Origin of the sequence: Micromonospora avicenniae, from assembly GCF_900156065.1 — a bacterium.
GTDB lineage: Bacteria > Actinomycetota > Actinomycetes > Mycobacteriales > Micromonosporaceae > Micromonospora > Micromonospora avicenniae.
The window spans coordinates 154818-169965 of the sequence record NZ_FTNF01000014.1 but is presented as its reverse complement, the minus strand read 5'-3'; the positions used below and the strand labels follow the sequence as shown (position 1 = coordinate 169965).

Here is a 15148-nt window from a genome sequence, read left to right as displayed (position 1 = left end):
CCCACAAAATGAGGCCAACCAGTCCGGGGTAATAAATCAATTTGGCACTGGCTTATCAAGCACCCTGTTGAGTTCTCAAAGAACAACCACACACCGATCAGAAGCCCTGCTCCGCAGGACCCCGTTTCGGGGCAACCGCTCCAAACTACCCGAACCGAACCTCGTCGTCAACCTCGACCTGAGGTGATCAACTAGTTGGCCGGACCCACGTCGACGCACGCCCGAGCTGGGCGGTCGTTGCTGTCGTGGGAAACCGCAGACCGGCCGATCGCCGCTTCGCGGCAACCCGCCCGACTCCTGCCGGCTTCAGTACTTTAGCCGGTCGGCTTCGCGTTCGCAACCCCAAGTTTCGGAGTGTTTCCGCACCGCCCGGCCCAGCCTCGCTCGGCGTCTCCACCACGAGCCTGGCGCCCGCTCTCGGCCGGTTTGTCCGGCCTCCCGCGTGCAGAGAGAAAGTTACGCGGACGGCCGGGAGAAGGCAAATCAACGTCCGCAACTGTCTGCGGACGACCCCCACCCGCACGGCGGAACCACACGGGAAACGTGTCCCACTCCCCCAGGTCGACCGCATCGCCTGACCCACGCCCCGGTTCACCGGCGCGGCCGGCGGGCTGTCATCTCGCGCGGAGTGCCCGTACGCACGGATGACTGCTCCGCGCGACCCGTGTCCCCCGGTGCCCACACGTGCCAGAGTGTCTGTCATGGATGTCGTCTCCGAGCAGTCCGCCGCCCCGCTCGCCGAGGAGGCGATGCTCGGGCTCCTCCTGCCGTTCTGGCAACTGGTGATCGGTGCCTTCGTTCTCGTCGTCGTCGTGTTGTCGCTCGGTCGGCTGGCTCGCCGGGGACGTTCGCGCATGACCACCGCGCTGGTGGTGACCGCCGCCGCGATCGCCGGCTTCGCCGTGATCGGGGTGCTGTTGCAGGGGTGACCCCCGTCAGAGCCGTCGGTTGGCGAGGCTGGGCAGCTCGGCGCGAATAGTGGCGAGCCGGTCGAGGTCCAGATCGGCGAACGCTACGCCGGCGCCGTCCGGCACCTGGGTGAGCACCGTCCCCCAGGCGTCGACCACCATGCTGCGACCGAAGCAACTGCGTCCCGGCTCGTGGTCACCGATCTGGCCGGCGGCCAGGACGTAACACTGGTTCTCGATCGCCCGGGCGCGCAGCAGCACCTCCCAGTGGTCGCGGCCCGTGTGCAGCATGAATGCGGCGGGAACCACCAGCACCTGAGCGCCGCCCTCGGTCGCGAGCCGGCGGTACAGCTCCGGGAAGCGCAGGTCGTAACAGATGGAGAGGCCGACCCGCACTCCGTCGACGGTCACCACCACCGGCTGTTCCCCCGGCGCCACCGTCGCCGACTCACGGTAGGACACGCGGCCAGGGATCTCCACGTCGTACAGGTGGATCTTCCGGTAGGAGGCGGCGAGCGCGCCGCTGCGGTCAAAGACCAGCGAGGTGTTCCAGGTCCGCTGCGGGTCCGGGCTGGCCTCGTGGAAGGAACCAGCGATCACCCAGATGCCCAGCCGACGTGCGACGCTCGCGAAGAACTCGCTGACCTCACCGCCGATCGGCTCGGGCGCGGGCATCCCGGCAGCCGGGCCGAGGTAGTCGACGTACTCCGGTAGAAGTGCGAGGTCCGCGCCGCCGGCCGCCGCCCGCTCCAGCAACTCCGCTGCGACGGCCAGGTTGGCCTTGCGGTCCTCGCGGGCGTTGAGCTGGCAGACGGCGACGCGCATGAGCCTCAGCGTACGGCGAGGACCGCCCCGCGGACAGGCCCGGTACTCCGGCAAGCCGGGGCACCGGGCCTGGAAACCTGGACGGAGGAACTCCGGCTAGGCGGACTTCTCCTCGCGGTCCCGGCGAGCGCGTCGGCCGGTGAACTCGCGCGGCACGATCGTCGGGTTGACGTTCTCGAGTACGACCTCACGGGTGATCAGCACTCGTGCCGCATCCGGGTTGCTCGGCACCTCGTACATCACGGAGAGCAGGACCTCTTCCATGATCGCCCGCAGGCCCCGCGCCCCGGTGCCGCGCAGCATGGCCTGATCGGCGATCGCCTCCAACGCCGGCTCCTCGAACTCCAGCTCCACGCCGTCCAGCTCGAAGAGGCGCTGGTACTGCCGAACCAGCGCGTTGCGGGGCTCGGTGAGGATCCGCACCAGGGCGTCGCGGTCGAGGCTGCGCACGTTCGTGATCACCGGGAGCCGGCCGATGAACTCGGGGATCAGCCCGAACTTGAGCATGTCCTCCGGCATGACCTGGCTGAAGATGTCGTCGGTCGACCGCTCGGAGACCGACCGGAGCCGGGCGCCGAAACCGGTGCCGCCGGAACCGGTGCGGGCCTCGATGATCTGGTCGAGCCCGGCGAAGGCACCACCACAGATGAAGAGCACGTTGGTGGTGTCGATCTGGATGAACTCCTGGTGCGGGTGTTTCCGGCCGCCCTGCGGCGGCACGTTCGCCACGGTGCCTTCCAGCATCTTGAGCAGCGCCTGCTGGACGCCCTCACCGGAGACGTCCCTCGTGATCGACGGGTTCTCGGACTTGCGGGCGATCTTGTCGACCTCGTCGATGTAGATGATGCCGGTCTCGGCGCGCTTGATGTCGTAGTCGGCGGCCTGGATGAGCTTGAGGAGGATGTTCTCCACGTCCTCACCGACGTAGCCGGCCTCCGTCAGCGCGGTCGCGTCGGCGATCGCGAACGGGACGTTCAGCATCCGGGCGAGGGTCTGCGCCAGGTGGGTCTTGCCACACCCGGTCGGCCCGAGCAGCAGGATGTTGGACTTGGCCAACTCGACGGTGTCCGTACCCGGCGCGCCGGCCGCCTCGGCCTGGATGCGCTTGTAGTGGTTGTAGACCGCTACAGAGAGCGCCTTCTTCGCCTGGTCCTGGCCGACGACGTAATTGTCGAGGAACTGGCAGATCTCCATCGGCTTGGGAAGCTCTTCCCACTTCACCTCGCCGGACTCGGCCAACTCCTCTTCGATGATCTCGTTGCAGAGATCGATGCACTCGTCGCAGATGTAGACGCCAGGCCCCGCGATGAGCTTCTTGACCTGCTTCTGCGACTTACCGCAGAAGGAGCACTTCAGTAGGTCGCCGCCGTCACCGATCCGTGCCACCTACGTTCTCCCTGCACTCAGTCGGCCGGAGACCCGGCCATGACCCGCGGCGGCAGCGCCCCCGCCTCGTCTCGTTCACTCCGCCGGTCCGACCCAGCGAAGCGGTACAGACCCGACGTTACCCGCTGGCGGAGTTTTCTCCGACCCCCAAAACGGGTGTGTCAGAGGTCGGCCGGGATCAACGCCCCGGCCGACCTCTGACCCGGTACCGGTCAGCTGGCGGCGTTGGCGGCCAGCAGGCCCTTCTTACGGCTGGTCAGGATCGTGTCGACCAGCCCGTACTCGCGGGACTCCTCGGCCGTCATGATCTTGTCGCGGTCGATGTCCTTGCGGACCTTCTCGATCGGCTGGTTGCAGTGCCGCGAGAGCATCTCCTCCAGCTGGGTCCGCATCCGCAGGATCTCCCGGGCCTGGATCTCGATGTCCGAGCCCTGCCCGTAGCCGCCCTCGGTGGCCGGCTGGTGGATGATGATCCGGGAGTTCGGCAGCGCCATCCGCTTACCCGGCGTACCGGCCGCGAGCAGCACCGCCGCGGCACTGGCGGCCTGCCCCAGGCAGACCGTCTGGATGTCCGGCCGGACGTACTGCATGGTGTCGTAGATCGCCGTCATGGCCGTGAACGAGCCACCGGGCGAGTTGATGTACATGATGATGTCGCGGTCCGGGTCGGTGCCCTCGAGCGTCAGCAGCTGGGCCATCACGTCGTTTGCCGACGCGTCGTCCACCTGGACGCCGAGGAAGATGATCCGGTCCTCGAAGAGCTTGTTGTACGGGTTCGACTCCTTGACCCCGTACGAGGTGCGCTCCACGAACGACGGCAGCACGTACCGGTTGTGCACGGCCGCGAACTGGGGCGGCAAACTCAGGTCGGTCATCGTCAGCTCCTCAGCTCAGGGTCCCGGCACCTTCCGGAACCTGGGTGGCTCCGGTGATGACCTTGTCGATGAAGCCGTAGTCCACAGCCTCCTGGGCGGTGAACCAACGGTCGCGGTCCGAGTCCGCCTCGATCTGCTCGGGGGCCTGACCGGTGTGGTGCGCGACCCGCTCCTGGAACATCCGCTTCGTGTAGAGCATCTGCTCCGCCTGGATGGCGATGTCGGCGGCGGTGCCGCCCACGCCACCCGACGGCTGGTGCATCATGATCCGCGCGTGCGGGAGGGCGTAACGCTTGCCCTTGGTGCCCGCGCAGAGCAGCAGCTGCCCCATCGAGGCAGCCATGCCCATCGCGACCGTCGACACGTCGTTGTCGATGAACTGCATGGTGTCGTAGATCGCCATACCCGAGTAGACCGAGCCACCCGGGGAGTTGATCCAAAGGTTGATGTCGCGGTCCGGGTCCTCCGCGGCGAGCAGCAGCAGCTGCGCGCAGATGCGGTTGGCGACCTGGTCGGTCACCTCGCTGCCCAGGAAGATGATCCGCTCCTTGAGCAACCGGTTGTAGACCGAGTCGTCGAGGTTGCCAATGTTGTCGCCACCTCGGGCGTCAATCGCCCGGAGCGGCTTCGGTGGGATGTGCATGTCGGTCATGGCAGCCCTTCGCTCTCCGTACCGTCCTACCCGACACTAACCGCTCGGCCGGGCGGCAGAGTCCCGGTCGTGGCACTGTTCGCTCACAGCGCAGCCACCGCCGGGACGTACCCGGAAAAGGGTTTTGGCCGCCACCCACCGCAACCGGTGGATGACGGCCGCACCCGACGATCAGTGCTCGTGGTTGTGGTGCTCGGCCTCGTTGGCGGCGCGCAGCGCGTCGAGGCTGACCTCGTTGCCCGCAGCGTCCTTGATCGTGATCCGCTCCATGATCGAGGAGAGGACCTTCCCGCGCCGGACGTCGCCGTACACGGCGGGCGCCGTGCCCGAGCGCACCAGCTGGTCGTAGTACTGCTGCGGCGCCATCCCGGCGTGCTGGGCCCGGTGCACGATCTCGTGACCGAACTCGTCGTCCGAGACCTCGACGTTCTCGGCGTCGGCGACGGTGTCCAGCAGCAGCTGGACCTTGACGCCCTGGGTGGCCGCGTCGGTCAGCTCGGCGTCGATCTGCTCCTCGGTCTTCTCCTCCGAGGCGAGGTAGTCCTCCATGGTGGCGCCGATCCGCTCGAGCTGGTCGATCATGGCCTGCTTGCGGCTCGCGACCTCCTCGCGGACGACGCCCTCCGGCGCCGGCACCTCGGCGGCGGCGATCAGCTGCTCCAGGGCCTTGTCCCGGGCGGCGTAGATCTGCTCGACCTGCTTGCCCCGGGTCACCCGCTCGCGCAGGTCGTTGCGGAGCTCCTCGATGGTGTCGAACTCGCTCGCCAGCTGGGCGAACTCGTCGTTGAGCTCCGGGAGCTCCTTCTCCTTGACCGTGCGCACGGTCACCGCCACGTCGGCGTCCCGGCCGGCGTAGTCGCCGCCGACGAGCTGCGTGGTGAAGGTCTTGCTCTCACCCGCCGCGACGCCGACCACGGCCTCGTCCAGGCCCGGCAGCAGCTGCTTGCTGCCGACCTCGTGCGAGATGTTGGTCGCCGAGCCGCCCGGCACGTCCTCGCCGTCGACGGTGGCGTGCAGGTCGATCTGGACGTAGTCGCCCTCCTGGGCGGCCCGCTCCACGGTCTTCAGCGTCGCGAACCGCTCGCGCAGGTTCTTCACCTGCTCGTCGATCTCGCTGTCGTCGATCTGGAGCTCGTCCACCGTCACCTCGACGGTGGCGAGGTCGGGCAGCGTGATCTCCGGGCGCACGTCGACCTCGGCGGTGAAGTTCAGCGAGTCGCCGTCGGCGAACTCGGTGATCTCGACCTCGGGGCGACCGAGCGTCTTCAGGTCGTGCTCGCGGACCGCGGCGAGAATCTGCTGCGGGATGGCCTCCTGCACCGCCTCGTTGAGGACGGTGCCCCGGCCCACCCGCTGGTCGATCACCGCGGCCGGTACCTTGCCCCGGCGGAAGCCGGGAACCTGGACCTGCTGGCCGATCTCCCGGTACGCCTTCTGGAGGCTCGGCTCGAGCTCGACGAACGGCACCTCGATGGCGAGCCGCACGCGCGTCGGGCTCAGAGTCTCGACGGTGCTCTTCACAGGCGTACTCCTTGACGGATCTCAGTTGAGTCTGGGCGTGGATTCAGCCCATCGAGTGTAGGCGAGCCGGCCGGGCACTCCGGCAGCGCCCGGGAACCGCAGCGGAAACGGCGGCACCCGGGGCGACCCGGCCGCGGACGACAGTCGGGGTGGCGGGATTTGAACCCACGGCCCCTCGCTCCCAAAGCGAGTGCGCTACCAAGCTGCGCCACACCCCGTGGCGACGAAGAGTGTATGCCTTCGCGCCCCGGGTCGGGCCCCGGGGCACGGCCAACCCGACACTTCACGCAGTTCCACCCGCGCGTCGACGCGCCGGCACGCACCGGTCAAGCCCCCCCGGCAGCCTGCCGGGCGGCACCGGCGGGGCGCGGACGAGGCCCGGGCCGGGCGGGATCCGGGCCGGGCGCGACTCGCCGGGAAGCGTCGGTACGCCGCGCCGGGAGAGCTTGACTTCCCCGCACATCGAGTCGATCTCGATACCCGTGGCGCGGCGGATCGGGTGGGGCTGCGCGCGGCACCGGCGCATTGGGTAGGCTGTCGGGCGCGCCTCGCGTGTCGAGGCGTACGCGGGCGTAGCTCAATGGCAGAGCTTCAGTCTTCCAAACTGACGGTGCGGGTTCGATTCCCGTCGCCCGCTCCACCCGCGAAGGCCCAGGCAGACCGCATGATCGCGGCACCTGGGCCTTTCGCATCTCCGCCATATTCGATCTTGCATGCCATCCGCGTGCCATTCAGCGGCGGCGTCGGCCCTCACTGGCAACCCGGCGGTCCATCGCTGAGGCGATCTCGCGGTCCTGCTCGCTGGTGGCGTGCTGGTAGATCAGGGCCAACGCGCGTGGTGGCATGTCCCATGCGGTGCATGAGCTCGTGGGTGCTCGCCCCAGACGCGGCGGCGCGACGACGCGAACACCAGCCGCCGACTTGGGCGGGCCGAACTCCAGACAGTCTTTCAGCGCGGCGAGCTTGCGGCGCACCCGAACTGTGGCGGCGTCAAGTACGCCGTGACCGGAGTTCCGCGGTGTCGGGACCTTGGACTCTGCATTTCCCGCCCGGGATCGCCAACCCTGAAGTCCTGATAGGCCGGACCGGTCGAAGGAGGATGTGGTGGCGAAGTTGGGGAGCTGGCCATTGTCCGAGAACGCCATTCGCGCGATGTACGCGGGGGGCCGCGGCAACGCGGCGGCCCGCCGGTTCGCCCGGGTGTGGGCGGCCGTGCACGGCGCCGGCCTGCTACCTCGGCGCTGGGTGACACTGGAGGTCGCCGGACGCCGTAGCGGACGGCTGGCCCGGTTCCCGCTGGGCATGGCCGACTGGCGGGGCAACTGGTATCTGGTATCGATGCTGGGCGAGAACTGCAACTGGGTCCGCAACGTACGGGCGGCCGACGGGCTGGTGACCATCCGGCACGGGCGGTCCCGGGCCTGCCGGCTGGTCGAGGTGCCGGTTGACGAGCGCGCACCGATCCTCAAGCGGTACCTGGCGACGGTACCCGGAGCCCGGCCGCACGTTCCCGTCGACCGGCACGCACCCTTGGCCGAGTTCGCGGCCATCGCGGCGCAGTACCCCGCGTTCCGCGTCGAGGCGGCGGGCGAGAAGTCGGACTACTGAGGCCGAAGTTGATCTCGGATTTCTCCGGTCACCCGTGCCGTCCAAGTTCCAGAAGCCGGTACGCCGGACGGTCACAGGGGGCATGAACGGGTCACGCGCTTCCTACTTCGACCTAGCCCACCAGGTCCTTGTTGGCCGTGATCTTCGTCCTTCCAAACCGACGGTGCGGGTTCGATTCCCGTCGCCCGCTCCACCGCTTCCGACCCAGGCCAGAGGATTCACTCCCGCTCCTGGGCCGGTCGGCCACTCCCCGCCCCGATCTTGCGGGCCATCAGCTCCTTTGGCCCGCCCCTGAGCCGGGCCTGCCGAGCGATCCGCCGAACCATGGTTGAGGCGATCTCGCGGTCCCGCTCGCAAGTCACGTGCTGGTAGATCAACCGCCGCCCGCGTGCTCGCGTGCCCCCATCCGCTGCATCCGGTAGCCAACTGCTCGACATCCTTGATGTCGGGGCATCGCCACCCCCAGGACACCCCGACATCAAGGAAACCGAGTCGATCAGCTCGACGGCCGGGGGCCGCCCAGCCAGCCGGGGAGTGTCCGGTCACTGTCCGACCTTGATGCCTGGTTCACCGGCCATGAACTGGATGACCTGGCGGGGCTCCTGGCCCGGCCGGTTCGGAGCCCCCCGCTTGCCGACCGGCAGGATCACCCGGCGGTACGTCGACTCCAGCATCATCGCCGTGGCGGTGTACCAGGCGATCACCGCGGAGGCGATGAAGATGTAGGCGCCCGCCGTCCGCCAGCCCGAGATGCCGGCGATCTGACCGACCGCCTGGCAGGTGGCCCCGGCCGCGAGCGTGGCGAGCACCAACGCCACAGCGATGTTCTCCGCGAGCGCGGCGAACGCCCCCGACCAGGTGATGGCGGCGAGTGCGATGAACCAGTAGCCGAGCGGCACGAAGGGGTCCGGCGGGGTCAGCGCGCCGACCGCGACGAGCAGGAAGAGCACACCGTACGCGAGCCAGAATGCTCCCCAGATCCCGTGCATGGCGGTGGCCAGGCCGTCGCGTGCCCGGTAGGCCCACATTCCGGCGAGGAACTGGGCGAGCCCGCCGGTGAAGGCGGCGAACGGGAACAGGAAACGCGGGGTCCCGGTGTCGCCGTACCAGCCGGCGAGGTTCGCCGCCACGACGAAGGTGGCGGCGGCGAATCCGAACAGACCGAGGATGGAGGGCGCGGCGACCGGCTGCAACGAGATCTGGGCGTGGTTACGCCAGAACTCGAACTCGCCGTCGTGCGCTGGCGCGTGGGGCACGCGAGACATCTGACCCTCCTCCTCACGACGGCGGACCCTCCGCCGGTCCGGACGGACATCGGCGCCGTCTACCCCCTACGACAGGTCCCATTCGCCTCCGTGCTCCCGCTGTGCCGGTCGGGCCGTCGCGTGCCCCAGGCAGAAAACCCGTCGCGTGCCCCGGGGCAAAAAATGGCTGGTCCGGGCCGGGCGGACGGGCGAAGATCCGGCGCATGCCCCAAGCCACGCTGCACACCGCCCGGATCCGGCTCGTCCCGCTCGCCGACGAACACCTCGAGCACGAGGTGGAACTCGACGCCGACCCCGAGGTGATGCGCTACCTCGGTCCGGCGCGTACGCGGGCGGAGGTGGAGTCGGCGCACCACCTGCGGCTGGCCGCGGCGCAACGGGTGCCGGGGCTCGGCTTCTGGGCCGGATTCGTCGACGGTGACTTCGTCGGCTGGTGGATCCTCGAGCCGCCGGAGCGCGCCGACCAGGGCCCGGTGGCGGGGCAGGCCGAACTGGGCTACCGGCTGCTACGCCGGTACTGGCGCCGGGGGCTGGCCAGCGAGGGTGCCCGCGAACTGATCCGGCACGGCTTCGAGGATCTCGGGCTGACCCGGATCTTCGCAGAGACGATGGCGGTGAACGAGGGGTCCCGGGCCACGATGGCCTCCGTCGGTCTGCGGTACGTCCGGACGTTCCACCTGGACTTCGACCACCCGCTGCCCGGCACGGAACTGGGTGAGGTCGAGTACGCGCTCACCCGCGAGGACTGGCTCGCCGGACGGTCGTTGGGGGCGGCCCGCGACTGAGTCGAGCTCGCCCGGCCGGTCGACGGTGCCCCGCCGGGCCGGACCCGGTGGCGGATCAGGCGTGGTCGTTCGGCGCGGGGCCGGCGCCGACGTTCATCCGGTAGATCCAGACCGGGTAGTCGACGTGGTTCGCGCCACCGGACAGGCCCGGCGTGCGGTGCAGCTGCGCGGCGGGCAGCCAGAGGTCGCCGTCGCTGTCGATCCACATGGCGTCCACCCAGGCCAGGCGGGGGTCGGCGACCAGGGTGGTCACCTTCCGTTCCGGGGTGATGCGCAGGACCCGCCGCTGCTCGGCGTCGCTCAGGTAGATCGTGCCGGTGGCGTCGATGGCGGTGCCGCCGGTCGTCGGCGTGTCGAGCCACGGTTCGACGTACCCGGCCACCGTGGCGGGGTCGAGCGCCGGGTCGTCGAGCCAGCGGGTCTCGATGCGGGACAGGCCGCCGGAGGCGGGTTGGTAGTACAGGTGGCGTCCGTCCGGCGACACCTCGAGCTGGTCGACGTGCAGGACGATCTCGTTGCCGTCGGGGTCGTGCAGTACCTCCCCGTCCGCGACCAGCCGCCGCCCCACCGTGCTGGGGTGCCCGTCCAGCACCCGACGGGCCCGCCGGGACCCCAGGTCGAGCACGATCAGGCCGGGCGCTCCGGCGTCGGTGAGGTAGGCGATCCGCCCGTTGAACCGCACGTCGTCGACGTAACTGTCGTCGCGGACCGCGTCGGTGAGGTCGTAGATCCGGGTCACCTCGCCGGTGCCCGGGTCCACCACGATCAGCCGGGCGCCCCCGGGGACCTGCCGTCGGCCCAGCCCGGGCGCACCGGAATCGATGATCCACAGCTGGCCGTCCGGCCCGGTACGTACGCCGTTGACGTGCACGTACACCCCGTCGGAGCGCGGCTCGTCCGGGGCGGCGTTCCACGACTCGTCCGGCCACGGAACCCGCCGGCCGTCCGGCAGCGCCTCGGCGACCTGCACGCCCGGCGAGTCCGCACCGGGGAAGCTCACGAAGATGCGTCCGTCGACGGTGGTCACACCGGTGCAGACGCGATCGTTCGGGAGCATCGGGGTCAGGCGCGGGTCCTCCCGGGTCGGCAGTGGCATGCGTTCCTCCAGCGGCCGCGTGGGCGGTCGTCCCCAGGCGGGGTGACGGCGGCCCCATCCCCCGCCCCTGGCCGGCCAAACATCATCACCGCGCCGAGCATCCTTGACATATGTCGATCTTTCGACTGGTGTGGGGTCAGCGACATCGATTTCCCACAGGAGGGCACATGATCGTCCGACGACGGTGGGCGGCAGCGGCCACCGCAGCGATCCTGGTCAGCACGGTGCTGTCCCATCCCGGCTCCGGCGTCGCCGCGCCGGCCCCCGCACCATCGCCCAGGGTGACCCTGGCCGGTGGAGAGACCGCGCTGGTCCGGGTGCAGCTCCGCGACCAGGCTCAGCTCGACCAGCTGGTCGCCCGGGGTGCGGACCTCGCCAACCGACCCCGGTCGGTGGACGGGCGGATACTCGCCGACGTGGTGCTCACCGGTTCCCAGCTCGCCGAGCTGACCGCGCAGGGGGCCACCGCGCTCCAGGTGGTGCAGCGCCCGGGTGACGGCGAGCGGCACTTCGCGGAGAGCGTCCGCGCTGCTCAGGCCCGCACCGCCGCCGGGCTGCGCGCGCAGTCCGCCGACCAGCGGACGGCGAGCGCGACGGCGGCCGTGGACACGCTCCAGTTCCTCCAGGCGTACTGGTGGACCAGCGGTGGGCAGACCTTCGTACAGACCGAGGTGGCCACCACCGCGACCGACGACCCGGACGTCGAGATCACCGTGAACTGGCGGACCGCCGACGGCGCGACCGGCTCGTTCCCGCTCTTCCGGTTCGAGGACTCGGGCGAGTACCAGTACCACTACGCCCAGCCGGTGCCGGTGCCGAGCCGACCGGTGCAGGTGACCGCCACGTCCAGCCTGGGCGGGGTGAGCCGCGCCGTCACCCCGACGTCCTGGCCCGGCGCCACTCCGCCGCCGCTGCCCGGCGGTTACCAGAAGGACTTCATCGACGCGTACCTCACTCCGGTGGACATCCAGGCGCGGATCAAGCGGCTGGCCCGCCAGTACCGCGATCTGGTGGACGTGATCGACCTGCCGTACAAGACCCAGGGCTACCGGCGTACCGCCGCCGCGTACCTCGGTGACCCGGCGGCCGCCGCCGTGGTGGTGGAGTCCGTGCGTTTCGGCGACCAGAACATGAACGGTGTCCAGGTCCGCACGGTCGACCCCGGCCGGGCGAACCGGCCGCTCACCGCGACCTACCGGGACCGGGTGCTGACCGTCTCCCTGGCCACCGACGGCGCCGGCAAGGTCACGAGCAGCACCGACCAGGTCGCCGCCGTGATCAACGCGCGCTTCGCCAACCGGTTCCAGGCGTTCGTCGAGCAGGGCTCGGCCGGCCTGCCCATGCCGGTGGTTGCGCCCGTACGCCTCGACGACGGCCTGCAGGGTACGGAGGTGCCGACCAAGCCGTGGACCGTGCAGGCGCTGCGCATCGGCGTCCACCGCGACGGCTCCCGCGTCGGCGTACTGGCCTATTCCCAGGAGCACGCCCGGGAGTGGGCGACCCCGCTGGTCACGCTGGAGTTCGCGGAGCGGATGCTGGCCAACTCACGCACCGACGCGGCCACCCGCGAACTGCTGGAGGAGACGGACATCTTCGTCATCCCGGTGGTCAACCCGGACGGCGCGAACTACTCCTTCCACGACTTCAACTTCCAGCGCAAGAACATGGTGAACCACTGCACCGGCGCCAGCCGTGACCCCGGCAACCGCGACTCGTGGGGGGTGGACCTCAACCGCAACTACACGGTCGGTTCGTACTTCGACGGTTACGTGGGCGCCAGCGGCAACTGTCTCTCCGGCTCGTACGCCGGCACGAGTGAGCTCTCCGAGGCGGAGAGCCGCAACGTCGTCGCGCTGGCCCGGGAGCACAGCAACATCCGGTTCGCCATGAACGTGCACTCCTACGGCGGCTACTTCATGTGGCCGCCGGGGGCGTACAAGGCCGACGGGCGGGTCACTCTGCCCCGGCCGTCGATCGACGAGTCGAAGCTCTTCCAGGACAGCGCCCGGCGCATCGTCGGCGCGATCGCGCAGGAGCGCGGCACGGTCACCTGGCCGTCGCAGACCGGTCCGGTCGCGGACGTGCTCTACTCGGCCGCCGGCAACTCCGCCGACGAGCTCTACTACGAACTCGGGATCTTCGCCTGGGACTTCGAGGTGGGCAACGACCGCTGGAACGCGGCCACCGGCCAGTGGGAGGGCGTCGGTTTCCAGCCGCCGTTCGAGGAGGCGCACGGCGAGTCCCAGGAGTACGCCGGCGGGCTCGTGGAGATGGTCCGGGTCGCCCGCGACTACGCCGCCGCGCAGGAGGGTTGACGAACACCGGGCCGGCCGGGGCTTACCCGGCCGGCCCGGTGCCCGCAGCTGCGCCGGCCGGCCGCGGATGAACCGCGGCCGGCCGGGTAAGCAGCACCATCCTGGCGGAGAACGACCAAGGTCGCGGCGATCCCCGTGACCGGACGCGCGGGCGGGCGGCACAGGCCGGCCCGCCCGCGGCGTACCCGCGGATCAGTTTCCGGTGATCCAGTTCCAGGCGGATACGACCCACTCGGTCTGCTGGAGCCACGCGACGCCCAGGCCGACAAGGAAGACCGCCGTGATCAGGTGCGCACCCCGGGCGGTACGCCGGACCCGGCCGAGCTGACGCTCGATGATCACCCGGCCGAGCAGCCGGGAGAGCGCGAAGAGCCCGACCGCGACCAGCAGGCTCAGCACCAGGATGAAGATCGGGCCGGTCAGATTGCCCTGGCCGGAGATCGCCCAGATGCCCCAACAGATGAAGGCGAAGAGCCCGCCCGCGGCGCTCCACTCACCGCCGCGGCGAAGCTGGGCCAGATGCCAGCTCACCGGCCGCCGCGGAACCGGTTCGCCCGGCCAACCCGTTCCGGTCGGCTCCTCCACCACCGGGAACGGCTCGGTCTGCGGCGCCCGTGGCTGACCGACCGACGCCACACCGCGGCGGTAGCCGTCCCGCTGCTGTGGCACGACCCCGGGCTGCGGCGGCACCTCGACGGTCCGCTCCGCCCACGGCTGTGTCTGGTCCGCCATGCTCGTCCCCTCCCCCTGACCGACGGCGCCGACGGCGCCTCGGTCCGAGGGTAGCCACCCGGCAAATCGGTCGCCGAGCCCCACCACCACCCGTCTCCGGACGGACCGACCCGCCGCGCGGGCCGGTCCCGGTCGCCCGCGCCGCAGGGGTGACGGGAATCTGCGGGCAGCGGTACCCGGGCCACGGCGGTACGGTCGGTGGATGGGTGATGCGGAGCGACGGCGACGCCGGCTGCGGCACCAGGGCGGTGAGCAGACCCGGGAGCCCGAGGGGACCCCGGCCACCACCGCACGGGTGTACGACGGCAGCGAGCCGTCCCGCCGCCGCGGCGCTCCCGGCGACGAGCGGGAGGGTGAGCGTGGGTTGCGCGGCCTGGTCGGGTCGGGCTCGTCGCAGGTGAAGCCCAGCGCCGCGCTGCGGGCCAGGGACGCCGCCCGGCCGACCGAGGAGGACCTGGCCGAGGCCGAGGCCCGGGTCGTCGTCGTGCGACGCAACTGGGTGCCCCGCGAGGAACTGCCCCGGCCCCCGCGTTGAGGCGGCCGGGAACGGCTGACCGCTTCGAGATCACGCTCCGGCCGGCACTTCCTCCGCCGCGTCGTCGACCGGCCGGGTCGGGACCATCGGTCGTGGTCCCGCCCCGGAAGGGTCACGGCAGCGGCGGGAGTTCCCGGCTCGCCTCGTACGCGGCGACCTGCGCGATCCGGCGGGCGTGCCGCTCGTTGCCGGAGAACGGCGTACTGAGGAACGCCTCGACGATGGCGGTCGCCTCGTCCAGGGTGTGCTGCCGGGCGCCGACGGCGACGATGTTGGCGTCGTTGTGCTCCCGGGACAGCTGGGCCGTCTCGATGTTCCAGGCGAGCGCCGCCCGCACACCGGCGATCTTGTTGGCGGCGATCTGCTCGCCGTTGCCGGAGCCGCCGATCACCACACCGAGGCTTCCCTCGTCGGCCACCACCCGGTCACCCGTGTGCAGGCAGAAGGCCGGGTAGTCGTCGTCGGGGTCGAAGACGTGCGGACCGACGTCCACCACCTCGTAGCCCTGGTTGGCCAGGTAGCTGGCCAGGTGCACCTTCAGCTCGTAGCCGGCGTGGTCGGATCCCAGGTAGACGCGCATACCGCGCAGTCTGTCAGGCCGCGCCCGGTGACGCTTCGGGGGCGGCGTCACCGGGCGTTTTCGTC

The 15148-nt window shown here is 70.4% G+C and carries 15 protein-coding genes and 2 tRNA genes; 6 read left to right on the top strand and 11 right to left on the bottom strand.

All coding sequences use genetic code 11. From position 1 onward, the window contains the following. Positions 1 to 701: 701 nt before the first annotated feature. Positions 702 to 929 carry a hypothetical protein gene (locus BXA10_RS21475; protein ID WP_076472588.1) on the top strand — a complete coding sequence of 76 codons (228 nt, stop codon included), beginning with the start codon at positions 702 to 704 and terminating at the stop codon, positions 927 to 929. 6 nt (positions 930 to 935) lie between these two features. Here the strand turns inward: BXA10_RS21475 and BXA10_RS21470 are convergent, their stop codons facing one another. From BXA10_RS21470 to BXA10_RS21445, 6 genes are all read right to left on the bottom strand, one after another. Further along, positions 936 to 1733 carry a carbon-nitrogen hydrolase family protein gene (locus BXA10_RS21470; protein ID WP_076472587.1) on the bottom strand — a complete coding sequence of 266 codons (798 nt, stop codon included), beginning with the start codon at positions 1731 to 1733 and terminating at the stop codon, positions 936 to 938. Positions 1734 to 1829: 96 nt separating this feature from the next. Then, entirely contained in the window at positions 1830 to 3119 is a 1290-nt protein-coding gene (clpX, locus tag BXA10_RS21465) for an ATP-dependent Clp protease ATP-binding subunit ClpX (protein WP_076472586.1), read from the bottom strand. A gap of 212 nt (positions 3120 to 3331) precedes the next feature. Continuing rightward, on the bottom strand, positions 3332 to 3994 hold the full coding sequence (locus tag BXA10_RS21460) for an ATP-dependent Clp protease proteolytic subunit (RefSeq protein WP_076472585.1): 663 nt from the start codon (positions 3992 to 3994) through the stop codon (positions 3332 to 3334). A 10-nt stretch (positions 3995 to 4004) separates the two neighbouring features. Next, a complete protein-coding gene (locus tag BXA10_RS21455) occupies positions 4005 to 4646 on the bottom strand; it encodes an ATP-dependent Clp protease proteolytic subunit (protein ID WP_076472584.1) in 642 nt (213 codons plus the stop codon). A gap of 171 nt (positions 4647 to 4817) precedes the next feature. Continuing rightward, positions 4818 to 6167, bottom strand: a complete 1350-nt coding sequence (tig, locus tag BXA10_RS21450; RefSeq protein WP_076472583.1) for a trigger factor — start codon at positions 6165 to 6167, stop codon at positions 4818 to 4820. A gap of 144 nt (positions 6168 to 6311) precedes the next feature. Next, positions 6312 to 6385: transfer RNA gene (locus BXA10_RS21445), tRNA-Pro, on the bottom strand. 348 nt (positions 6386 to 6733) lie between these two features. Between BXA10_RS21445 and BXA10_RS21440 the strand changes: the two genes are divergently transcribed. After that, a tRNA-Gly gene (locus BXA10_RS21440) sits at positions 6734 to 6807 on the top strand. A gap of 91 nt (positions 6808 to 6898) precedes the next feature. On the opposite strand, the gene BXA10_RS31595 is transcribed toward BXA10_RS21440, so the two are convergent. Further along, positions 6899 to 7141 carry a hypothetical protein gene (locus tag BXA10_RS31595; RefSeq protein ID WP_175649260.1) on the bottom strand — a complete coding sequence of 81 codons (243 nt, stop codon included), beginning with the start codon at positions 7139 to 7141 and terminating at the stop codon, positions 6899 to 6901. A gap of 130 nt (positions 7142 to 7271) precedes the next feature. Here BXA10_RS31595 and BXA10_RS21435 point away from each other — a divergent pair, with 130 nt between their 5' ends. Next, a complete protein-coding gene (locus tag BXA10_RS21435; protein ID WP_245828339.1) occupies positions 7272 to 7775 on the top strand; it encodes a nitroreductase/quinone reductase family protein in 504 nt (167 codons plus the stop codon). A 542-nt stretch (positions 7776 to 8317) separates the two neighbouring features. On the opposite strand, the gene BXA10_RS21425 is transcribed toward BXA10_RS21435, so the two are convergent. Further along, positions 8318 to 9040 carry an acetate uptake transporter family protein gene (locus tag BXA10_RS21425; RefSeq protein ID WP_076472581.1) on the bottom strand — a complete coding sequence of 241 codons (723 nt, stop codon included), beginning with the start codon at positions 9038 to 9040 and terminating at the stop codon, positions 8318 to 8320. A gap of 203 nt (positions 9041 to 9243) precedes the next feature. On the opposite strand from BXA10_RS21425, the gene BXA10_RS21420 reads away from it, so the two are divergent. After that, positions 9244 to 9825 (top strand): GNAT family N-acetyltransferase, encoded by a 582-nt coding sequence (locus BXA10_RS21420; protein WP_076472580.1) that lies wholly within the window; start codon positions 9244 to 9246, stop codon positions 9823 to 9825. A gap of 55 nt (positions 9826 to 9880) precedes the next feature. On the opposite strand, the gene BXA10_RS21415 is transcribed toward BXA10_RS21420, so the two are convergent. Continuing rightward, complete coding sequence (locus tag BXA10_RS21415; RefSeq protein WP_084753090.1) at positions 9881 to 10921, bottom strand: L-dopachrome tautomerase-related protein; 1041 nt, start codon at positions 10919 to 10921, stop codon at positions 9881 to 9883. 167 nt (positions 10922 to 11088) lie between these two features. Between BXA10_RS21415 and BXA10_RS21410 the strand changes: the two genes are divergently transcribed. After that, entirely contained in the window at positions 11089 to 13236 is a 2148-nt protein-coding gene (locus tag BXA10_RS21410; RefSeq protein ID WP_076472579.1) for a M14 family zinc carboxypeptidase, read from the top strand. A gap of 192 nt (positions 13237 to 13428) precedes the next feature. Here BXA10_RS21410 and BXA10_RS21405 read toward each other — a convergent pair whose 3' ends face one another. Next, positions 13429 to 13968 carry a hypothetical protein gene (locus BXA10_RS21405; protein WP_076472578.1) on the bottom strand — a complete coding sequence of 180 codons (540 nt, stop codon included), beginning with the start codon at positions 13966 to 13968 and terminating at the stop codon, positions 13429 to 13431. Positions 13969 to 14170: 202 nt separating this feature from the next. On the opposite strand from BXA10_RS21405, the gene BXA10_RS21400 reads away from it, so the two are divergent. After that, positions 14171 to 14503 (top strand): hypothetical protein, encoded by a 333-nt coding sequence (locus BXA10_RS21400; RefSeq protein WP_076472577.1) that lies wholly within the window; start codon positions 14171 to 14173, stop codon positions 14501 to 14503. Between the two features lie 112 nt (positions 14504 to 14615). Here the strand turns inward: BXA10_RS21400 and BXA10_RS21395 are convergent, their stop codons facing one another. Next, positions 14616 to 15083 carry a ribose-5-phosphate isomerase gene (locus tag BXA10_RS21395; protein WP_076472576.1) on the bottom strand — a complete coding sequence of 156 codons (468 nt, stop codon included), beginning with the start codon at positions 15081 to 15083 and terminating at the stop codon, positions 14616 to 14618. Between the last annotated feature and the right edge of the window lie 65 nt (positions 15084 to 15148).